This is a genomic window from Streptomyces sp. NPDC043176, from assembly GCF_056436715.1.
This window is the reverse complement of sequence record NZ_JBWKCA010000027.1, coordinates 1-20,109: the sequence shown is the minus strand read 5'-3', so window position 1 is coordinate 20,109 and position 20,109 is coordinate 1. Positions and strand designations below refer to the sequence as shown.

General features: G+C 72.4%; 19 protein-coding genes and 1 rRNA gene. 4 read left to right on the top strand and 16 right to left on the bottom strand.

Features of this window, described 5'->3' with window-relative positions; all coding sequences use genetic code 11:
* Nucleotides 1–5: 5 nt before the first annotated feature.
* Entirely contained in the window at nucleotides 6–275 is a 270-nt protein-coding gene (locus AC067A_RS32105) for a DUF1876 domain-containing protein (protein ID WP_479246501.1), read from the bottom strand.
* A 178-nt stretch (nucleotides 276–453) separates the two neighbouring features.
* On the opposite strand from AC067A_RS32105, the gene AC067A_RS32100 reads away from it, so the two are divergent.
* Nucleotides 454–1,314: a DUF4253 domain-containing protein gene (locus tag AC067A_RS32100; RefSeq protein ID WP_479246397.1), complete on the top strand. Its 861-nt coding sequence runs from the start codon at nucleotides 454–456 to the stop codon at nucleotides 1,312–1,314.
* A 130-nt stretch (nucleotides 1,315–1,444) separates the two neighbouring features.
* Here AC067A_RS32100 and hemB read toward each other — a convergent pair whose 3' ends face one another.
* From hemB to AC067A_RS32070, 6 genes are all read right to left on the bottom strand, one after another.
* Entirely contained in the window at nucleotides 1,445–2,449 is a 1,005-nt protein-coding gene (hemB, locus tag AC067A_RS32095; RefSeq protein ID WP_479246395.1) for a porphobilinogen synthase, read from the bottom strand.
* Between the two features lie 1,110 nt (nucleotides 2,450–3,559).
* On the bottom strand, nucleotides 3,560–5,230 hold the full coding sequence (locus tag AC067A_RS32090) for a bifunctional uroporphyrinogen-III C-methyltransferase/uroporphyrinogen-III synthase (protein ID WP_033206309.1): 1,671 nt from the start codon (nucleotides 5,228–5,230) through the stop codon (nucleotides 3,560–3,562).
* Nucleotides 5,227–6,213 carry a hydroxymethylbilane synthase gene (hemC, locus tag AC067A_RS32085; protein WP_479246393.1) on the bottom strand — a complete coding sequence of 329 codons (987 nt, stop codon included), beginning with the start codon at nucleotides 6,211–6,213 and terminating at the stop codon, nucleotides 5,227–5,229. The genes AC067A_RS32090 and hemC overlap by 4 nt, the downstream gene beginning before the upstream one ends.
* Nucleotides 6,210–7,610, bottom strand: a complete 1,401-nt coding sequence (locus tag AC067A_RS32080; RefSeq protein WP_479246391.1) for a glutamyl-tRNA reductase — start codon at nucleotides 7,608–7,610, stop codon at nucleotides 6,210–6,212. Before AC067A_RS32080 ends, hemC begins: the two co-directional genes overlap by 4 nt.
* On the bottom strand, nucleotides 7,607–8,401 hold the full coding sequence (locus tag AC067A_RS32075; protein WP_479246390.1) for a redox-sensing transcriptional repressor Rex: 795 nt from the start codon (nucleotides 8,399–8,401) through the stop codon (nucleotides 7,607–7,609). The genes AC067A_RS32080 and AC067A_RS32075 overlap by 4 nt, the downstream gene beginning before the upstream one ends.
* Before the next feature lie 272 nt (nucleotides 8,402–8,673).
* The gene (locus AC067A_RS32070) at nucleotides 8,674–8,955 is read right to left on the bottom strand and encodes a glutaredoxin family protein (RefSeq protein WP_479246389.1); all 282 of its coding nucleotides are present in this window, start codon (nucleotides 8,953–8,955) and stop codon (nucleotides 8,674–8,676) included.
* Nucleotides 8,956–9,086: 131 nt separating this feature from the next.
* Between AC067A_RS32070 and AC067A_RS32065 the strand changes: the two genes are divergently transcribed.
* The 3 genes from AC067A_RS32065 to AC067A_RS32055 all read left to right on the top strand — a co-directional run bounded on the left by AC067A_RS32065 (nucleotide 9,087) and on the right by AC067A_RS32055 (nucleotide 12,905).
* Nucleotides 9,087–10,049, top strand: coding sequence for an HAD family hydrolase (locus tag AC067A_RS32065; RefSeq protein WP_479246388.1), 963 nt, complete (start codon nucleotides 9,087–9,089; stop codon nucleotides 10,047–10,049).
* Between the two features lie 539 nt (nucleotides 10,050–10,588).
* Nucleotides 10,589–11,374 (top strand): ECF subfamily RNA polymerase sigma factor, BldN family, encoded by a 786-nt coding sequence (locus AC067A_RS32060; protein WP_033206321.1) that lies wholly within the window; start codon nucleotides 10,589–10,591, stop codon nucleotides 11,372–11,374.
* A 298-nt stretch (nucleotides 11,375–11,672) separates the two neighbouring features.
* A complete protein-coding gene (locus tag AC067A_RS32055; RefSeq protein WP_479246386.1) occupies nucleotides 11,673–12,905 on the top strand; it encodes a DUF5667 domain-containing protein in 1,233 nt (410 codons plus the stop codon).
* A gap of 195 nt (nucleotides 12,906–13,100) precedes the next feature.
* Here the strand turns inward: AC067A_RS32055 and AC067A_RS32050 are convergent, their stop codons facing one another.
* The 9 genes from AC067A_RS32050 to rrf all read right to left on the bottom strand — a co-directional run.
* Nucleotides 13,101–14,147 carry a lysophospholipid acyltransferase family protein gene (locus AC067A_RS32050; RefSeq protein ID WP_479246385.1) on the bottom strand — a complete coding sequence of 349 codons (1,047 nt, stop codon included), beginning with the start codon at nucleotides 14,145–14,147 and terminating at the stop codon, nucleotides 13,101–13,103.
* 16 nt (nucleotides 14,148–14,163) lie between these two features.
* Entirely contained in the window at nucleotides 14,164–15,246 is a 1,083-nt protein-coding gene (locus AC067A_RS32045) for an NAD-dependent epimerase/dehydratase family protein (RefSeq protein ID WP_479246384.1), read from the bottom strand.
* A gap of 136 nt (nucleotides 15,247–15,382) precedes the next feature.
* A complete protein-coding gene (locus AC067A_RS32040) occupies nucleotides 15,383–15,481 on the bottom strand; it encodes a 30S ribosomal protein bS22 (RefSeq protein ID WP_003948845.1) in 99 nt (32 codons plus the stop codon).
* 163 nt (nucleotides 15,482–15,644) lie between these two features.
* Nucleotides 15,645–15,854, bottom strand: coding sequence for a helix-turn-helix domain-containing protein (locus AC067A_RS32035; protein WP_017240950.1), 210 nt, complete (start codon nucleotides 15,852–15,854; stop codon nucleotides 15,645–15,647).
* A gap of 127 nt (nucleotides 15,855–15,981) precedes the next feature.
* Nucleotides 15,982–16,797, bottom strand: coding sequence for a phosphatase (locus AC067A_RS32030; protein WP_479246383.1), 816 nt, complete (start codon nucleotides 16,795–16,797; stop codon nucleotides 15,982–15,984).
* A gap of 118 nt (nucleotides 16,798–16,915) precedes the next feature.
* Complete coding sequence (locus AC067A_RS32025) at nucleotides 16,916–18,091, bottom strand: acetoin utilization protein AcuC (RefSeq protein WP_479246381.1); 1,176 nt, start codon at nucleotides 18,089–18,091, stop codon at nucleotides 16,916–16,918.
* Nucleotides 18,060–19,259 carry an MFS transporter gene (locus AC067A_RS32020; RefSeq protein ID WP_479246380.1) on the bottom strand — a complete coding sequence of 400 codons (1,200 nt, stop codon included), beginning with the start codon at nucleotides 19,257–19,259 and terminating at the stop codon, nucleotides 18,060–18,062. The genes AC067A_RS32025 and AC067A_RS32020 overlap by 32 nt, the downstream gene beginning before the upstream one ends.
* Before the next feature lie 43 nt (nucleotides 19,260–19,302).
* The gene (locus AC067A_RS32015; protein ID WP_479246378.1) at nucleotides 19,303–19,950 is read right to left on the bottom strand and encodes an HAD family hydrolase; all 648 of its coding nucleotides are present in this window, start codon (nucleotides 19,948–19,950) and stop codon (nucleotides 19,303–19,305) included.
* A 67-nt stretch (nucleotides 19,951–20,017) separates the two neighbouring features.
* A 5S ribosomal RNA gene (rrf, locus tag AC067A_RS32010) occupies nucleotides 20,018–20,109 on the bottom strand; the annotation flags it as partial.

Below are 20,109 nucleotides of genomic sequence, written 5' to 3'. Positions count from 1 at the left end.
CGTCGTCAACGGATGCTGTGCGAGGTCCGGCCCGAGGCCTCGTCGATCTCCTTGTGCGCCTTCTGGAGCAGCTGCGAGGCCAGGTCCATCAGCGCGCGTGCCCCGGCGATCTCCTCGCCCACCCGGAGCTGCCCGGCGTCCGTGTGGTGCCGCTTGGCGTGTCCGTGCGAGCGGAACTCGGTCCCGTCGGTGAGCCTGACCATCGCGGCGGCCCGCGTCCGGTCGCCGTCCTCCTCGAACTCCATCTCCACATGCCATCCGACAAGCGTGTGCATCATGAGGACCACCTCCACCGAGGTACCTGTCGGCTACCCCTCCAGAGTGCGCCGTCCCCCGCACCCCCACCACTCGCCCCCACCACTGGGCCCCCACCCGGAGCCCGCGCCGGGCCCGCGTCCGGGCCGGCCCCGAAGGCCGGCGCCCGTTGTCGGTGCCGCCCCGTACCTTCTCGTCATGGCGATGATCCAGAACCAGCTGCCCAGGCTCGTGTCCGATCCGACCGGCCGTTCCCTCGGCCTCGACCTGCCGCCCGGCACGCTCGCGGGCCCGGCGGACGCCCCGTACCTCTGGTCGGGACGCGGGCCGGCCGGCCCCGACGCGTGGGCGGCGCTGCGCCCGGCCGCCCGAACGGCGGGCCTCCTGCCGGTGCTCCTGGGCGGTTCCGCCGACCTGGACGACTGGCATCTGATGCCGGAGCGGATGAGCGACCCGGCCGACCACGACGCCTACGAGGTCCTCGCGGAGCTCTGGGGCGCCTACGCGGACGCCGAGATACCGGAGGACGAGCGGGACCCCGCGATGACCGCCGCCGTCGAGGCGGTGTTCGGCCCCCAGCCCGGTTACGCGGAGATCGTCGCCCCCTTCGCCGCCGGCTGGCCGGGCCCGTCCCCGGAGCTCGCGCTGTGCGCCGACCCGGACGAGGCGGCCGCCGCCGTCGCCGAGGCCCTCACGGAACCCGGCTCCTGGCTGGAGGACGCGCGCCCGGCTCTCGTCCACGCCCGGCGCAGTGCCGACATACCGGCGGTCATCGGCTGGACCGGTCCCCTCAACCACGAGAACGACGTGGCCCGCCTCTGCGCGGTGCTGCGCTCCTGGGAGGACCGTTTCGGCGCCCGCGTCGTCGCCCTCACCCCGGGCCGGCTCCTGCTCTCGGTCGCGGCCCCGCCCCGCACGGCGGAGGAGGCCGAAGCGGTGGCCGCGGAGCACTTCGCCTTCGCCCCGGACAACATCACCCAGGGCGACCACGACGACCTCCGCGCCTACGCCCGGGAAGCCCTCCTCGACAGCCCGGCCTGGAGCTTCTGGTGGGACTGAGGAGAGCAGGGGCCGGGATGCGCCTCATCAGTCGAACCGAGCAGGGCGGCGGCCCGACCTGACCGCCGGGGCGGGGCGGCCCGGCCTGACCGACGGCGCAGGGCGGACGGCCTGACCGACGACGCTGGGGCTAGCGGCGCGCGGCGGTGAGCTTCTGGGCGACCTCGGTGGCCCAGTAGGTCAGGATCATCTGCGCGCCGGCCCGCCGGATGCCGGTCAGGGTCTCCAGGATCGCCTTGTCCCGGTCGATCCAGCCCCTCTCGGCCGCGGCCTCCACCATCGAGTACTCCCCGCTGATCTGGTACGCGGCGACCGGCACGTCCACCGACCCGGCGACCTTGGCGAGGATGTCCAGGTAGGGGCCGGCCGGCTTGACCATCACCATGTCGGCCCCCTCCTCCAGGTCCAGCGCGAGCTCGCGCAGGGACTCGCGGACGTTCGCCGGGTCCTGCTGGTAGGTCTTGCGGTCGCCCTTGAGGGAGGAGCCGACGGCCTCGCGGAAGGGGCCGTAGAAGGCGGAGGAGTACTTCGCGGTGTACGCGAGGATCGACACGTCCTCCTTGCCGATGGTGTCCAGGGCGTCCCGGACCACGCCGACCTGGCCGTCCATCATCCCGGAGGGGCCCACGACATGGACGCCGGCGTCGGCCTGGACCTGCGCCATCTCGGCGTAGCGCTCCAGCGTGGCGTCGTTGTCGACCCGGCCGTCGGCGTCCAGGACACCGCAGTGGCCGTGATCGGTGTACTCGTCGAGGCACAGGTCCGACATGATGACCAGCTCGTCCCCGACCTCGGCCTTCACGTCCCGGATGGCGACCTGCAGGATCCCGTCCGGGTCCGTCCCCACCGTGCCGGCGGCGTCCTTCTTCGCGTCCTCGGGCACCCCGAAGAGCATGATCCCGGAGACCCCGGCCTCCAGCGCCTCCACCGCGGCCTTCCGCAGCGTGTCCCGCGTGTGCTGTACGACCCCCGGCATCGCCTGGATCGGCACCGGCTCCGCGATCCCCTCCCGCACGAACGCGGGCAGGATCAGATCGGCGGGATCCAGCCGCGTCTCGGCCACCATCCGTCGCATGGCGGGCGTCGTCCGCAGCCGCCGCGGCCGCGCTCCGGGAAACGATCCGTACGAGTTCATGCCCCCGAGGCTACGCCCGCCCACCCCCTCCCCTTACCAACACCTTGTGGGCATACCTCCCCCCACCCGCCCCTCCCCCACACCCCCGCTCCGAGCCCGCCCCACACCCCCGGTACGGACCTACGCCCACCGCCCCGCGCGACCCCGCCCCCGCCACACGCCCCCGGTACGAGCCCACCCCACGCCCCCCCAGTGCGGGCCTACGCCCACGCCCCCACACGAGCCCGCGCCCGCCGCACCCCGTGCGGACCCGCACCCCCGTGCGGACCCGCGCCCCCGGTGCGGGCCCACGCCCACGCCCCCGCGCGAGCCCGCACCCGCTACCTCCCCCGCCGTGCGGACCCATGCCCCCGCCATGCGGCCCGCGTCCCCGTGTGGACCCACACCCCTCGCCGTACGGCCCCGCGCCCCCCGCCGCGTGGGCCTTCGCCCGCCGCCGTGTGGGCCTACACCCGCCTGGGCTGCCGCCCACCGCGCCCTCCCTGTGGTGGGCCTTCGCCCGCTGCCGTGTGGGCCTTCGCCCACCCTCCGTGTGGGCAATCGTCCCGCTGGGCGGGACGGGTGGGCACACGGGACGGCGCCCTCGGCGGCGCCTCCGCCCCTCGCGCCTGGACCCGCACCGGTACGGCGTCGCACCACGTGGTGCGGGTACAGGCCCGGAAGCCTGGGCCCGGCACGGGGCGCCGTCCGTTGTGCCCACCCGTTCCGCCCCAGCGGAACGATTGCCCACAACGGGTGGGCGGAGCGAGGGCGCAGCCCACAGCGCCATGCCCACGACGGGCGAGGGGCGCAGCCACAAACAGGGACAAGGGCGAAGCCCACAACGAGGGGTGGGGCGCAGCCACAAGCGGGGGCGAGGGCGAAGCCCACAACGAGGGGTGGGGCGCAGCCACAAACGGCGGCGGGAGCGCAGCCCGCGACAAGGGCGGACGGGGGCGCAGCCACAAACGGGGGCGAGGGCGCAGCCCGCGACAAGGGCGGACGGGGGCACAGCCACAAACGGGGGCGGGGGCGCAGCCCGCGACAAGGGCGGACGGCTGACGGACAAGGGCGCGCGTACGCGAAAGGTGCGGGCCCCCGAAGGGACCCGCACCCCGCACAACCCAACCCCTACGTGGTCCGACGCCTCCGCGCCCCCGGCCGCCTCTCACTCGGCCGCGTCACCGGATCCCCCGCCTCCCGCGCCGCCTCGCGCCGACGCAGACCGAAGTCCGCGAGCGCCTCGGCGAGCTTGTGGACGGAGGGCTCGGGCGACAGCACGTCGACCCGGAGACCGTGTTCCTCGGCCGTCTTCGCGGTCGCCGGCCCGATGCAGGCGATGACGGTGACGTTGTGCGGCTTGCCGGCGATGCCGACGAGGTTCCGCACGGTCGAGGAGGAGGTGAAGAGCACCGCGTCGAATCCGCCGCCCTTGATCGCCTCCCGCGTGTCCGCCGGCGGCGGCGACGCCCGTACGGTCCGGTAGGCGGTGACGTCGTCGACCTCCCACCCGAGCTCGATGAGCCCCGCGACCAGCGTCTCGGTCGCGATGTCGGCCCGCGGCAGGAAGACGCGGTCGATCGGGTCGAAGACCGGGTCGTAGGGCGGCCAGTCCTCGAGGAGTCCGGCGGCGGACTGCTCGCCCGACGGCACGAGGTCCGGCTTGACGCCGAAGTCGACCAGCGCGGCGGCGGTCTGCTCGCCGACGGCCGCGACCTTGATGCCGGCGAAGGCGCGGGCGTCGAGCCCGTACTCCTCGAACTTCTCGCGTACGGCCTTGACCGCGTTCACCGAGGTGAAGGCGATCCACTCGTACCGTCCGGTGACGAGCCCCTTGACCGCCCGCTCCATCTGCTGCGGGGTTCGCGGCGGCTCGACGGCGATGGTCGGCACCTCGTGCGGCACGGCGCCGTACGAGCGCAGCTGGTCGGAGAGCGAGGCGGCCTGCTCCTTGGTGCGCGGCACGAGCACCCGCCATCCGAAGAGCGGCTTCGACTCGAACCACGACAGCTGGTCCCGCTGCGCCGCGGCGCTGCGCTCGCCGACCACGGCTATGACCGGTCGGTGACCTTCGGGCGAGGGGAGGACCTTGCCCTGCTTGAAGACCTGGGCGATGGTGCCGAGCGTCGCGTTCCAGGTGCGCTGCCGGGTGGTGGTGCCGGCGATGGTGACGGTGAGCGGGGTGTCCGGCTTACGGCCTGCGGACACCAGCTCACCGGCAGCCGCCGCCACCGAGTCGAGCGAGGTGGAGACGACGACGGTGCCGTCGGAGGCGCCGACCTCGGCCCAGCAGCGCTCGTCGGCGGTGCGGGCGTCGACGAAGCGGACGTCCGTGCCCTGTGCGTCGCGCAGCGGCACACCCGCGTAGGCGGGCACGCCGACGGCGGTGGCGACGCCGGGGACGACCTCGAAGGGGATGCCCTCGGCGGCGCAGGCGAGCATTTCCGCTCCCGCGTTGCCGTCGAGGCCGGGGTCGCCGGTCACCGCACGGACGACCCGCCTGCCGCCCCTCGCGGCCTCCATGACAAGATTGGCCGCATCCCTCAACACGGGGACACCGGCGGCTGTTGACGCCTCGTCGACTACCGTCAGCTCAGGCGTGCTCACCCCCGCGCGCGCGTGACCGCGAACGACCTCGAGGACCTCCGGCTCGGCGATCAGGACGTCCGCTCCCGCCAGGGCTTCGACGGCCCTGAGGGTCAGTAGTCCGGGGTCGCCCGGGCCTGCGCCGAGGAACGTCACGTGTCCGTGGCCGGCGAAGGCCGGGGACAGGGGGCTGGTGGTCGGGCTGGTGGGGTTCAAAGTGCTCGCTCCCCCATAAGACCGGCCGCGCCCTTGGCGAGCATCTCGTCCGCGAGTTCGCGTCCGAGCGCCATGGCCTCGTCGTGCGAGGTGGGTACGGGTCCGGTGGTGGACAGCTGCACCAGCGTCGAGCCGTCGGTGGTGCCGACGACGCCGCGCAGGCGCATTTCGGTGACAACCTGCCCGTGACCGGGGTCGTCGGCCTGGAGGTCGGCCAGCGCACCCACGGGTGCGGAGCAGCCTGCCTCGAGGGCGGCGAGCAGGGATCGCTCGGCGGTCACGGCGGCCCGGGTGTGCGGGTCGTCGAGCGCGGCGAGCGCGGCGACGAGGTCGGCGTCGGACGCCGGACACTCGATCGCCAGTGCCCCCTGGCCGGGGGCGGGCAGGACGGAGTCGACCGACAGGTGGTCGAGCGACAGGGAGCCGGTGAGCTCCGCCGTCCCGCCGATGCGGTTGAGACCGGCCGCGGCGAGAACCACCGCGTCCAGTTCACCGCTGTGTACATAGCCGACCCGGGTGTCGATGTTGCCCCGGATCGGGACGCAGGTGAGCTCCAGGCCGTGGTTGCGCGCGTAGGCGTGGAGCTGTGCCATCCGTCGCGGCGAACCGGTGCCGACCCGGGCACCCTTGGGAAGGGTGTCGAGCGTGACGCCCTCGCGTGCGATCAGCACGTCGCGGGGGTCCTCGCGCCGCGGGATGGCGGCGAGGACGAGCTCGGGGTGCGGTGTGGTCGGCAGGTCCTTCAGGGAGTGGACGGCGAAGTCCACCTCGCCCGCGAGGAGCGCGTCGCGCAGGGCGGCGACGAAGACGCCGGTGCCGCCGATCTGCGCGAGGTGCTCCCGGGAGGTGTCCCCGTACGTCGTGATCTCCACGAGCTCCACGGGCCGGCCGGTCAGCTGCCGGACGGCATCGGCCACGTGCCCGGACTGGGCCATGGCGAGCTTGCTGCGCCTGGTCCCGAGCCTCAGTGCCCTCTCGGTCATACTCGCCCTCGGTTCTTGACGTCGGCGTCATTCAGGTCGGCCCGGCTGACAGAAGCCACCGTCTCCGGGTCGAGGTCGAAGAGTGTCCGCAGCGCGTCCGCGTACCCGGCGCCGCCGGGCTCGCTGGCCAGCTGCTTGACCCGCACGGTCGGCGCGTGCAGGAGCTTGTCGACCACCCGGCGCACGGTCTGGGTGATCTCGGCGCGCTGCTTGTCGTCGAGGCCGGGGAGCCGGCCTTCGAGACGGGCGACCTCGTTGGCCACCACGTCGGCGGCCATGGTGCGCAGGGCGACGACGGTGGGGGTGATGTGGGCGGCGCGCTGGGCGGCGCCGAAGGCGGCCACCTCGTCGGAGACGATGCCCCGCACCTGGTCGACGTCGGCGGCCATGGGCGCGTCGGCGGAGGCCTCGGCGAGCGACTCGATGTCGACGAGGCGGACACCGGGGATGCGGTGCGCGGCGGCGTCGATGTCGCGGGGCATGGCGAGGTCGAGCAGGGCGAGCGGGGCGCGGCGGTCCCGTACGGCGGCCTCGATGTTCTCGGCGGTGAGGACGAGTCCGGTGGCGCCGGTGCAGGAGACGACGATGTCGGCACGTGTCAGTTCGTCGCCGACGGCAACCATCTCGACCGCGCGTGCGGCCACCCCCGTACCGCCGGGCTCGCCGAGGATCTGGGCGAGGCGCTCGGCGCGGGCCAGGGTGCGGTTGGCGACGACGATCTCGGAGACGCCGGAGCGCGCGAGGGTGGCGGCGGCCAGCGAGGACATGGAGCCGGCGCCGATGACGAGGGCCTTCTTGCCCTTGGCCCAGACCTCGACGTCCGTACCGCCCGTGCCCGTCGTGCCGTCGGTGCCCGCCGTTCCGTCGGTGCCGCCGGCGAGCTGTTCCAGGCCGAAGGTGACGAGCGACTGCCCGGCCCGGTCGATCCCGGTCTCGCTGTGGGCACGCTTGCCGACTCTCAGGGCCTGCTGGAACAGGTCGTTGAGCAGGCGTCCCGCGGTGTGCAGGTCCTGGCCGAGGGCGAGGGCGTCCTTGATCTGGCCGAGGATCTGGCCCTCGCCGACGACCATGGAGTCGAGCCCGCAGGCCACCGAGAAGAGGTGGTGGACGGCCCGGTCCTCGTAGTGCACATAGAGATAAGGAGTGAGCTCGTCCAGGCCGACGCCGCTGTGCTGGGCGAGCAGCGTGGACAGCTCGGCGACACCGGCGTGGAACTTGTCCACGTCGGCGTAGAGCTCGATGCGGTTGCAGGTGGCCAGGACGGTGCCCTCCGCGGCCGGTTCGGCGGCCAGGGTGTCCTGGAGGAGCTTGGCCTGGGTGTCCGCCGACAGCGAGGCCCGCTCCAGGATGGAGACGGGGGCGCTGCGGTGGCTCAGGCCGACGACGAGGAGGCTCATGCCGGCATCACCGCGGGGACGTCCCCGTCGGGTCCCTTGCGGCCGCTGCCCGTGCCGCGCGGGGCGGGCGGCACGGCGGCGGCGGGGGTCTCGGCGCCGGTCTCGGGGCCGTTCTCGCCGCCCGCTTCCTCGCCGGCCTTGCGCTGCTCGTGGAAGGCGAGGATCTGCAGCTCGATGGAGAGGTCGACCTTGCGCACGTCCACGCCGTCGGGCACGGAGAGCACGGTCGGGGCGAAGTTCAGGATGGAGGTGACTCCGGCGGCGACGAGCCGGTCGCAGACCTGCTGGGCGACGCCGGCCGGGGTCGCGATGACGCCGATGGAGACGCCGTCCTCCTCGATGATCTTCTCGAGGTCGTCGCTGTGCTGGACGGGGATCCCGGCGACCGGCTTGCCGGTCATGGCGGGGTCGGCGTCGATCAGCGCGGCGACGCGGAAGCCACGGGAGGCGAACCCGCCGTAGCCGGCGAGGGCGGCACCGAGGTTGCCGATACCGACGATGACGACCGGCCAGTCCTGGGTGAGGCCCAGCTCACGGGAGATCTGGTAGACGAGGTACTCGACGTCGTAGCCGACCCCGCGGGTGCCGTAGGAGCCGAGGTAGCTGAAGTCCTTGCGGAGCTTCGCGGAGTTGACCCCCGCCGCTGCGGCGAGCTCTTCGGAGGAGACCGTGGGTACGGAGCGCTCCGAGAGCGCGGTGAGTGCGCGCAGATACAGCGGAAGCCGGGCGACGGTGGCCTCGGGAATTCCTCGGCTACGGGTCGCCGGTCGGTGAGTTCGGCCAGTTGCCACGGTGCTCCTGCGGGATGAGCGGGGCTGCAGGCGGCCATATGTCCCAAGACCGCCCCGTCGAATGCAGGCTATGTCTTTGTGAACGCGTGCACAAAGATGGTGTCCGTTTTGTCCGGCCAAAGTGACCGGGGTCACGCGGCTGGTTCGTATCGTCGCGGAACCGCGGAGGGTGTCAGCGCGTTGAGAACCCGAAGGGGGCAAAACCGCACACACCTCTCACGACGTCGCCCCCGAAACCCAACAAAACGTCCACGATGGTAACCGCCTTTCGGTCACGCCCCCAGTTCGCGCCGGAGCCGCTCCGCGTCCACGCGCCAGAACGTGTGCTGCTCGCCGTCGACCAGGACCACCGGAATCTGCTCCCAGTACGCCCGGTGGAGCTCCTCGTCCCGGGAGATGTCCTTCTCCTCCCAGCGTGCACCCGTCTCCGCGCACACGGCCTCGACGACCGCGCGGGCGTCGTCGCAGAGGTGGCAGCCCGGCTTCCCGATCAGCGTCACGGTGCGCGACGCGGGGTCGGCCTTCTTCTTCGTCCGTCCGAACATGCCGTCCATTCTGTCCCCTCGGCCGCGCGGAGCGCCGCCACGACCGAGCGGTACCCGATTAACAGGGGAGCCCCACACTGTTCACGCCCTGGCACCGTCACAAGTCGGGAAGTACCGAACAGACTGGCTATGCTCACGACATGGCCGCTCTGGGATGGCTCACCCCCCGTAGGCGCTCCGCCACCGCGCGCAGCGTCCTCGCAGGCGAGGCCGCTGCCGAGGCAGCGCGCAAGTCCTCGCTCCAGCTGGAACGGGAGCGGGAGGAGGCGGCCGCCGCGACCGGCGCCGCCGAGGCCGAAGCCCCGGCCGAACCGGAGTTCCCGGTCGTCGGTGACGTACGGGCCGCCGCCTTCTTCGATCTCGACAACACCGTGATGCAGGGCGCCGCGATCTTCCACTTCGGCCGCGGCCTCTACAAGCGGAAGTTCTTCCAGCGTCGCGAACTCGCGCGCTTCGCCTGGCAGCAGGCCTGGTTCCGGCTCGCCGGCGTCGAGGACCCCGAACACATGCAGGACGCCCGCGACAGCGCGCTGTCCATCGTCCAGGGCCACCGCGTCTCCGAGCTGATGTCGATCGGCGAGGAGATCTACGACGAGTACATGGCCGACCGCATCTGGCCCGGCACCCGCGGCCTCGCCCAGGCCCACCTCGACGCGGGCCAGAAGGTCTGGCTGGTCACGGCCGCCCCGGTCGAGACGGCCACGATCATCGCCCGGCGGCTCGGCCTGACCGGCGCGCTCGGCACGGTCGCCGAGTCCGTCGACGGCGTCTACACCGGAAAGCTGGTCGGCGAGCCCCTGCACGGGCCGGCCAAGGCCGAGGCGGTACGGGCCCTCGCCGCCGCCGAGGGTCTCGACCTGAGCCGCTGCGCCGCCTACAGCGACTCTCACAACGACATCCCGATGCTCTCGCTGGTCGGCCACCCGTACGCGATCAACCCCGACACCAAGCTCCGCCGGCACGCGAAGGACCGGGAGTGGCGACTGCGCGACTACCGGACCGGCCGCAAGGCCGCCAAGGTCGGCATCCCCGCGGCCGCGGGCCTGGGCGCCCTCGCCGGCGGCACGGCCGCCGCGGTCGCCCTCCACCGCCGCCGCCACTGACGCGGACACCGCGCGAAAGCCCCCACCACTGACGCGGGCGCCCCGCCAGAGCCCCACCCCTCACAAGCGGGCCCCGCGAAAGCCCCCGCGAGCGGCACACCGACTCCCGCGAGCGGCACGCCTTCCCGGGGTGCCGTCCCTCTGCCGATACGTTTCGGCTGCGATCATCTGCGACAACCCCGGACCAGCGGCCCTCACCCGTCCGTGGTCGAACACCGCCGCACAGGTCGACCCCCAGGCATTCCGGACTCCTTACCCAGCAGCGGCCACAATCAGTCACCCGTCCTGCACTCGAGCACAACGCAACGCCCGCGCAGTCACACTCGGAAGCAAAGCGATCAACAACTAGTCACGAACTAGACCCTTCCACGACTGCAAGCAGTAACGGAAACGACGGAATCGGTGATTTGAGCAACTGGGTGTAGTGCTGCCTGTACGAAGCGTTATTCTCCTCAGACGCACAAAGGACCCCTCACGTCGCCACGACGGGTGAACGGTCCCGCACTGCACGTGATGGAAGCTCTGCCTCTGGGAGTCCCGTGTACCCACACGTCGGGGTTGACACCTCGGGCCTGGCTACGCTGCGCGCAACGGTCCTCGACCACTTGCGCGGCTTCGTCCCCACCGCGTACGCCGGCCCTGTCCCCGCCTTCGCCTTCGCCGCACCGGCACCCGCCGGCCCTTGCTACGCCCTGGCCGACGGCGGGGCCGCCGTGGGCAGACGGGGTGCGCGCTCCACGGCCTCGACCACCCACCGCCGACCCACCGCCGACAGCGACAGCGCCCGCATGATGGACCTGGTCGAGCGGGCCCAGGCCGGCGAGGCCGAGGCCTTCGGCCGGCTGTACGACCAGTACAGCGACACGGTCTACCGCTACATCTACTACCGCGTCGGCGGGAAGGCGACGGCGGAGGACCTCACCAGCGAGACGTTCCTGCGCGCCCTGCGCCGGATCTCCACCTTCACCTGGCAGGGCCGCGACTTCGGCGCCTGGCTCGTCACCATCGCCAGGAACCTGGTCGCCGACCACTTCAAGTCGAGCCGCTTCCGCCTCGAGGTCACCACCGGCGAGATGCTCGACGCCAACGAGGTCGAGCGCAGCCCCGAGGACTCCGTCCTCGAGTCGCTGTCCAACGCCGCCCTCCTCGACGCGGTCCGCCGCCTCAACCCCCAGCAGCAGGAGTGCGTGACCCTGCGTTTCCTCCAGGGCCTCTCGGTCGCCGAGACCGCCCGGGTCATGGGGAAGAACGAAGGCGCCATCAAGACCCTTCAGTACCGGGCCGTCCGCACGCTGGCCCGCCTCCTCCCGGACGACGCCCGCTGACCGCTCCGCGCCCCCCACACGCGCCGCCCGGCCCCGGTCGCCGGGGCCGGCCCCGTCGTTCCCCCCAAGCCCCGCCAACTCCCGCCCAACTCACAGTCGGTGACACCTCGGTGACGCACTGGTCCGATCATCTTTCGCGCGTAACCCAAGTGCCGCGCCGCTCGTTGTGCGGGATGCAGGCTCCCTGTGGACACGCCATGTCCGCGGCCACTCACTCTTTCGTGTGGATGCGCTCAAGGTGTGCAACCTTCCGGACACCCCGGGGAGTCGACCGTCATGACGAGAGGAGGTGCCGCCAGTGATCGCGAACGTATCGGCGCACCGGCGGGCGAACGCCTTCGCCCAGACCCTGGAGGACCGGGCGTCCGAGGGCGCGGCGGCCGAGCAGCCCGAAGCCCCGGCCGAACCGGCCGGGCAGGGGCGGCTTTTGGCCTTGGCGAACGGTCTCGGCGAACTGCCGAAGCCACAGCTGGATCCCGAGGTCAAGGTGGTGCAGCGAGCCCAGCTCGTCGCCGCCATGGAAGCGATGCTCATGGAGGGGAGCGCGGCCGCGGGCCCTACGGTCCCGGAGCAGCGGACGTCCAGCGGCAAGGGGACCCACCGGGCCTCCCCACTCCGCAAGCTCCGCCCCCGCTCCCGGTGGACCAAGGGCCTCGCCGCCGGCGGTCTCACCGTCGGTGTGGCGGCGGGGGCCTTCGGCGGAGTGGCCGCTGCCAGTTCCGACGCCCTGCCGGGTGACTCGCTCTACGGGCTCAAGCGGGGCATGGAGGACATCAAGCTGGGCATGGCGGACGACGACGCGGACCGCGGCGGCATCTACCTCGACCAGGCCTCCACCCGCCTCAGCGAGGCCCGCAGACTCATGGAACGCGGCCGCACGGGCGACCTGGACCACGAGTCGCTCACCGAGATCCGCCGGGTCCTGAGCGGTATGAAGCACGACGCCAGCGAAGGCCACCGCCTGCTCCGCCAGGCGTACCAGCGGGACGGCGAGATCGCCCCGATGGCCCGGCTCAACTCCTTCGCCCAGGCCCACCGGAACACCTGGAACGGCCTCCGCGACCGGCTCCCCGTCCAACTGGCGGACGTCGGCAGCGAGGTGACGCACGTCTTCGACGCCATAGACGAAGACGTCGAACCGCTCCAGTCGGTGCTGCCCCGCACCCCCGAGAAGGGCGCGATCGGCTCCGAGGGCCCGAGCAGCAGGCCCGGCACCCCGAGCGGCGGTCAGGGCGCGGACACCCATCGTCCGCCGTCCGCCGACGCCCCGCCGTCGGGCAGCCACTCGGCACCGCCCCGCCCGTCCGGCCCGAGCACGGGCACCAGCCCGAGTACGGACACCGGCACCGGCTCACCGGAGGACGACGGTCTCCTCGGCGGCGGCGCCGGCGGACTCCTCCAGCCCTCCCCGACCGGCACCCCGACCGCCCCCACCGGCGAGTCGGCGCCCGACGTCCCCGACGTCACCCTTCCCCCACTCCTGCCGGGCCTCCTTCCAGGCCTAGGCATCGACAGCGAGGACGCTCGCTAGCAAGAAGGAGGGGCGCCCCCACGGACGGGGGGCGCCCCTCCTTCTCGCGCCGGCTCCTTCTCGCGCCGGCTCCGTCCTGCTCTGGCTCCTCCGGTGCGCCGGTTCCCTCTGCGCGCCAGAAGGAACCGCACGTCAGGCAACCAAGCGCCAGAAAGAAACGCGCGTCGGACAACCAGGCGTCCGAAAAACCGAGCGTCAGAAGAACACCGACCGCCGCTGCACCAGCAGCTTGTACAGCGTGTGCTGGATCTGCTCCCGGACCTGATCCGTCAGGTTGAACATCAGCATCGGGTCCTCCGCCGCCTCCGGCGCGTACGAGTCCGTCGGGATCGGCTCGCCGAACTGGATGGTCCACTTCGTCGGCAACGGCAGCGCCCCGAGCGGCCCCAGCCACGGGAAGGTCGGGGTCAGCGGGAAGTACGGGAGGCCGAGCACCCGCGCCAGCGTCTTCGCGTTCCCGACCATCGGGTATATCTCCTCGGCGCCCACGATCGAGCAGGGCACGATCGGCACCCCGGCCCGCAGCGCCGTCGACACGAAGCCGCCCCGCCCGAACCGCTGGAGCTTGTACCGCTCCCCGAACGGCTTCCCGATCCCCTTGAAGCCCTCCGGCATCACCCCGACGATCTCACCGGCCCTCAGCAGCCGCTCCGCGTCCTCCGCGCACGCCAGCGTGTGCCCCGCCTTGCGCGCCAGCTCGTTGACGACCGGCAGAACGAACACCAGGTCCGCGGCGAGCAGCCGCAGGTGCCGCCCGGCCGGATGGTGGTCGTGCACGGCGACCTGCATCATCAGGCCGTCCAGCGGCAGGGTCCCCGAGTGGTTGGCGACGATCAGCGCCCCGCCGTCGGCCGGGATGTTCTCGACGCCCTTCACCTCCACCCGGAAGTACTTCTCGTACAGCGGGCGCAGCAGCGACATCAGGACCTGGTCGGTGAGCTCCTCGTCGTAGCCGAACTCGTCGACCTCGTACTCGCCGGTGATCCGTCGCCGCAGGAACGCCAGCCCGCCCGCCAGCCGCCGCTCCCAGCCGCCGCTCCCGGCACCGGCACCGGCCTCCGCGTCCGGCCCCCCGTCGCCGCTGTACGGGCCCGGCGCGGCCGCCGCCTCCTCCGGTGCCCGGACGCCCTGCTGCGGCCCCGGGAGGGCCCGTACGGCCGCGGCCTCGCCCTCGGGCCGGTCGGGCCGCCGGCGGGCCCGCGAGCGGTCGTCGTCGAACGGAATGACCTTGGCGTCCGCCATCGCTTGTCCGGTCTCCTCAGGCGCCGTCGTGAACAGGGGGAACAGCAGATGCGGGGGAAGCGGAGGCCGACGTCCCGAGCAGGCGCCCGGCGATCCGGTCCACCGCCCCCGCCAGCGCCTCGGGCGGCAGCAGCCCCGGCCCGCGGCCCCGCGCGAAGTCGGCGAAGGTCTCCGCCGTCGTGCGGCGCGGCGAGAAGCCGAGGACCTCGCGCGTCTGGACCGTCGAGACGACCCGGCCGTGGGTGAGCAGCCGGATCTGCTCGGGGGCGAAGTCGGTGATCCCGACCGCGCGCAGCGCCGTCCCCACCCAGGTGACCGCGGGCAGCAGCACCGGAACGGTCGGCCGCCCGAGCCGCCGCGCGCACTGGGACAGCAGCAGCACCCCGTCGCCGGCCACGTTGAACGTGCCGCTGTTCAGGGTCGCCCTGCGGGGCTCGTGCGCCACCAGGCGCAGCACGTCGATCACGTCGTCCTCGTGGACGAACTGCAGCCGGGGGTCGTAGCCCAGGACGGTCGGCAGCACCGGCAGCGCCAGGTACTCGGCCAGCGGGGAGTCGATCCGGGGCCCGAGGATGTTCGCGAAGCGCAGCACGCACACGGCCACGTCGGGCCGGCGCCGGGCGAAGCCCCGGACGTACCCCTCGACCTCGACGGCGTCCTTGGCGAAGCCCCCGCTCGGCAGCGACTTCGCGGCGGTCGTCTCGGTGAAGACGGCCGGGTCGCGGGGCGCGGAGCCGTAGACGCTCGTACTGGACTTGATCACGAGCCGTCTGATCCGCGGCGACTTCTGGCAGGCCCCGAGCAGCTGCATGGTGCCGATGACGTTGGTCTCCTTGACCGACGTCCGGCCGCCGCCGCCCAGCGCGATACCGGTGACGTCCAGGTGGACCACCGTGTCGACGTCGTGCTCGGCAAGGACCTTCGCGATCTCCGGGCGACGGATGTCGGCCCGTACGAACTCCGCGGCGCCGAGCCCGTGCGCGGGCCGGACCGCGTCCACCGCGATCACCCGCTCCACCTCGGGGTCCCGCTGGATCCGCCGCACGAAGCGGCCGCCGAGATGCCGGGCGGCACCGGTGACGAGCACGACCTTGCCCAAGATCAGCGCCTTCCGTCCGTCTTCCGTTGGTCGCCACCGTAGCGCCTCGAGATTTCCGCGCCATAAAAAACGTGGCCCTCCACCGCGAACGGTGAAGGGCCACGCTCCGCACGAAATGCTGCGGTGCAGCTGTCGCTTACTTCTTGTTGCGACGCTGAACGCGCGTGCGCTTCAGCAGCTTGCGGTGCTTCTTCTTCGCCATCCGCTTGCGCCGCTTCTTGATAACAGAGCCCACGACTACCCTCGCTCACTTCTCGGAACATCCCCGCCTCCCGGCGGGGATCGGTGCGGGGCGTCTGGGCCCACACGACCTACGTCGGCCTAGCCTACCGTCCCGAGCACCGCGCTTGTAATCCGAGGGCCGTACGGAGCTCTCCCGGCGTCCCGCCGCGCGCTCGCTACGCGGTCCCCACCCCCACGAAGGACTCCCTCAGGTACTCGTGAACCGCCTGTTCCGGCACCCGGAAGGACCTGCCCACCCGGATCGCCGGCAGATGACCGCTGTGCACCAAGCGGTACACGGTCATCTTCGAGACGCGCATCACCGCGGCGACTTCCGCCACGGTCAGAAACTTGACCTCGTTGAGAGGTCGATCGCCAGCAGCCATGACCCACCTGTACCTTCCGCCGCGACGCCCACCGGCTTCCCCTCCGGTGACTCTTCGTCGCCGAGCGCTCACTCTCCAGACTAGGGGCGGGTGGTACGAGTGGGGAAGAGGAGCTGCCACCGGCCGTTTACCGTGACAGACGCGCTCGATTGAGTACATAGCGCGTGAGGGGCCGGTAGTAGTCGGAGCGCACGCCGTCATCGAGCGGAACGGCCACCGACACCTGCCCCTCCGCCTCACCGACGAACAGCGCCGGATCATCCGTATCGGCCAGACCGATGGCCTCGATACCCAGCTGACCAGCACCGCAGACCCAACCGTGGTCCCCCACCACCAGCTCCGGCAGCGGACCGCCGCACTCGGCGGCGGTCTCCAGGGCGGCCCTGACCGGCAGCGGCGAGTGGGAGTGCGCCCCCGGCTCACGCCCTCCCCCCGACGGTCCGGGTTCTCGCACCAGCGCGACCCCCCGTACGTAGTCGAGAAGGTACGTGCGTACGCCGAACCGGGTCGTTATGTCGACACATCGCCCCTGCGCCGGTGTGAGGACAAGACATCCCGCCGCCGACAACGCGTCTGCGAGAGCGGCGTAGAAACCGAGCAGTCGATGCGGATGCCCCGTCCCGAGCAGCACCGGAACCCGCCGCGCGGCCGCCGCCCCCAACCGCGCCGCGAAGGCGTCCAGCCCCCGCAACGTGCGCTCCGGATCGATGACGTCAGGCCCCGACCGATGCGCCGGATCCCCCGACACCCCGCACTTGTCGGCCATCAGCCGCAACAGCTCGGCCTCACCCCACCCCCACGCCGGATCGAGCCCCAGCAGCACCCGCGGATCCCGCGCCGCGAACAGCCGATAGCTCCGCAGGCTCTCCTCCCGCGACGTCGCCACCGTCCCCGCCAACCCCGCCGCCAACAGATGCGCCCGCAGCGCCCCGGTACTCAACACCCTCCCGATGCTGCCGGAACACCACCGCCCGGGTATCCAAACCTCCCGGACACCCCACAGTCGGCGTAACACCCACGCGCGCGTTCCAGCACCCCGCCCCCGGCGCCCCCGCGCGGGCTCAGGCGAGTAGCCCCCGCAGCGGGAACGCCGCCTTCCGGGTCGCCAGGACCGCCTGGTCGAGCCGGTCCGCCGGGTCGTACCCCTCGGCCCAGTCGCGGAAGCCCACCGGCCACCGCCCGTCCGTCATCCGCGCCGGCCCCAGCTGCCGGGTCCGCGCGTACACCTCGTCCCGCCACGACGACGGCACCACCGACTCCGGATCCACCGGAGCGTGCGCCGCGATCCCGACCAGATGCGTCCACGACCGCGGTACGACGTCCACCACCGCGTACCCGCCACCGCCCAGCGCCACCCAGCGCCCGTCGGCGTGCTCGTGCGCCAGCTCGTGACACGCCTCCTGCACCGCCCGCTGCGCGTCCAGCGACACCGCCAGGTGCGCCAGCGGATCCTCGAAGTGCGTGTCCGCCCCGTGCTGCGTCACCAGCACCTGCGGCCGGAAGTCCGCGATCAGCTCCGGCACCACCGCGTGGAAGGCCCGCAGCCACCCCGCGTCCCCCGTCCCCGCCGGCAGCGCCACGTTCACGGCCCCGCCCTCACCGGCCCCCGCCGCGCCCGTCTCCTCCGGCCACCCCGTCTGCGGGAACAACGTCCGCGGATGCTCGTGCAGCGACACCGTCAGAACCCGCGGGTCCTCCCAGAACGCCGCCTGCACCCCGTCACCGTGGTGCACGTCCACATCCACGTACGCGACCCGCTCCGCCCCCAGCTCCAGCAGCCGCGCGATCGCCAGCGACGCGTCGTTGTAGATGCAGAACCCCGACGCCGAACCCGGCATCGCGTGGTGCAGACCGCCCGCGAAGTTCACCGCGTGCGCGGCCTCCCCGCGCCACACCGCCTCCGCCGCCCCCACCGACTGCCCGGCGATCAACGCCGACACCTCGTGCATCCCCGCGAACGCCGGATCGTCCACCGTGCCGATCCCGTACGCCTGGTCGGCGAGCCGCGGATTCGCCGACGCCGCCCGCACCGCCGACACGTAGTCCTCACGGTGCACCAGCCGCAGTGTGGAGTCCCCGGCCGGCTTCGCCGACACCACGTCCACCGCCCGGTCGAGCCCGAAGGCCCGCACCAGCGACATCGTCAGCGCGAGCCGTACCGGATCCATCGGATGCTCGGACCCGAAGTCGTACTGCGTGACAGCTTCATCCCACATCAACAGTGCGCGGCCGCTCATGCCCGCCACCGTATCGGGCCTCCCGCGCACCGAACGACGTGGCGTACACCACCGTCACCAGGACCAGCGCCATCGGCACCACCATCGCCCCCCGGTAACTCCACGCGTCCCCCAGGGCCCCCACCAACGGCGACCCGATCAGGAACCCCACGTAGTTGAAGACGTTGAGCCGCGCCACCGCCGCGTCACTGTTGCCCGGGAACAACCGGCCGGCCGCCGCGAACGTCTGCGGCACGATCACGCTCAGCCCGAACCCCAGCGCCGTGAACCCGGCGATCCCCGCCCACGCCCCCGGCGCCACCGCCACCAGCGCGAACCCCAGCGCCGCGAGCACCGCGCCGCCCCGCACGACCGTCGCCGCCCCCAGCCTCCGCACCCCGAGGTCCCCCACGGTCCGCCCGAGCAGCGTCGTCACCATGTACGCGTTGTACGGGACGGTCGCCAGCTCCTCCGAACCGCCCAGCACGTCCTGCAGGTACTTGGCGCTCCAGTTCGAGACCGTCGAGTCGCCGATGTACGCGAACGTCATCACCAGGCACAGCGGCAGCAGCAGCTTGAACGCGACCCCGCTCCCCTCGGCCTCCCCCGCCACCTCCACCGGCCCGTCCCCGCCGGCCGCGTACCACCGGCTCCCGACGAACGCGACCGGCAACAGCACCGCCACCACCGGCAGGTACGACGCGAACAGCGACAGATGCCAGTGCGCCCCCACCCAGGCCAGGGACGCCCCCGCGATCCCCCCGAGGCTGTAGGAGGCGTGGAAGCCGAGCATGATGCTCCGCCCGTACGCCCGCTGGAGACTCACCCCCAACATGTTCATGGAGGCGTCCAGGGCCCCCACCGCCAGTCCGAACAGCGCCAGCGCGACCGCCGCCGCCCACAGCTCCGAACCGGCCCCCACCGCCAGGAGCGCGAGCAGGACGAACGGCTGGGCCCACCGCAGCACCACCGCCGGCCCCACCCGCGCGACGACCTTCTCGGTCGCCACGCTCGCCACCCCCGCCAGGATCGGCACGGCGGCCAGGAAGACGGGCAGCAGCCCGTCCGAGATCCCGTACCGGTCCTGGATGGCCGGTATTCGTGTCACGAGCAGGGCGAAGGTGACCCCCTGCACGAAGAAACCGACCCCCAGGGATCCCCGCCCACGCCGCAACCGCGCATCCGTCATGGCGGCACAGCGTACGGCCGGAAACTACCGCTGGGTAGATGGATCACATCCCCAAAATCGCGGGGAGCTCGTCCATCCTCCGGAAATGGCCCCGGGCCCCGGAGAGCTTCTCCTCCGGCGTCATCGCGGTGAACCCGTACACGTCCATCCCCGCCGCCAGGGCCGCCTGGACCCCGAGCCCGCTGTCCTCCACGACCACGCACCGCTCGGGCGCCACGCCCATCCGCTCGGCCGCGTGCAGGAACAGGTCGGGCGCCGGCTTCCCCCGGCCGACGTCCTCGGCACTGAACACGACCTCGTCCCTGAACCACACGTCGAGCCCGGTCTTCCGGTGCCCCACCCTGATCCGCTCGTGACTCCCCGAGGAGGCCACGCAGTACGGCACCCCGGCCGCGGCCAGTCCCTTCAGTACGTCCCCGGCGCCGGCCACCGCCTCCAGCTCCCTCTCGAACGCCGCGAAGACCCGCGCGTGGAACGTCTCGTCGAAGTCCGCGGGCAGCCGCTGCCCACTCCGCTCCTCGACCACCTCGTGGATGCGGTGCATCGCCGACCCCATGTAGTCCCGCACCGACTCCTCGAACGTCGTCGGGTACCCCAGCTCCGTCAGATAGCCGGCCAGCAGCGTGTTGGAGATCGGCTCGCTGTCCACCAGCACACCGTCGTTGTCGAAAATGACCAGGTCGTATCGCATGACCACAGCCTAGAACGCAAAAATGCCTCAACCCCCGGACAAGGTCCGGGGGTTGAGGCTAAAAATTGTTCGGCGGTGTCCTACTCTCCCACAGGGTCCCCCCTGCAGTACCATCGGCGCTGAAAGGCTTAGCTTCCGGGTTCGGAATGTAACCGGGCG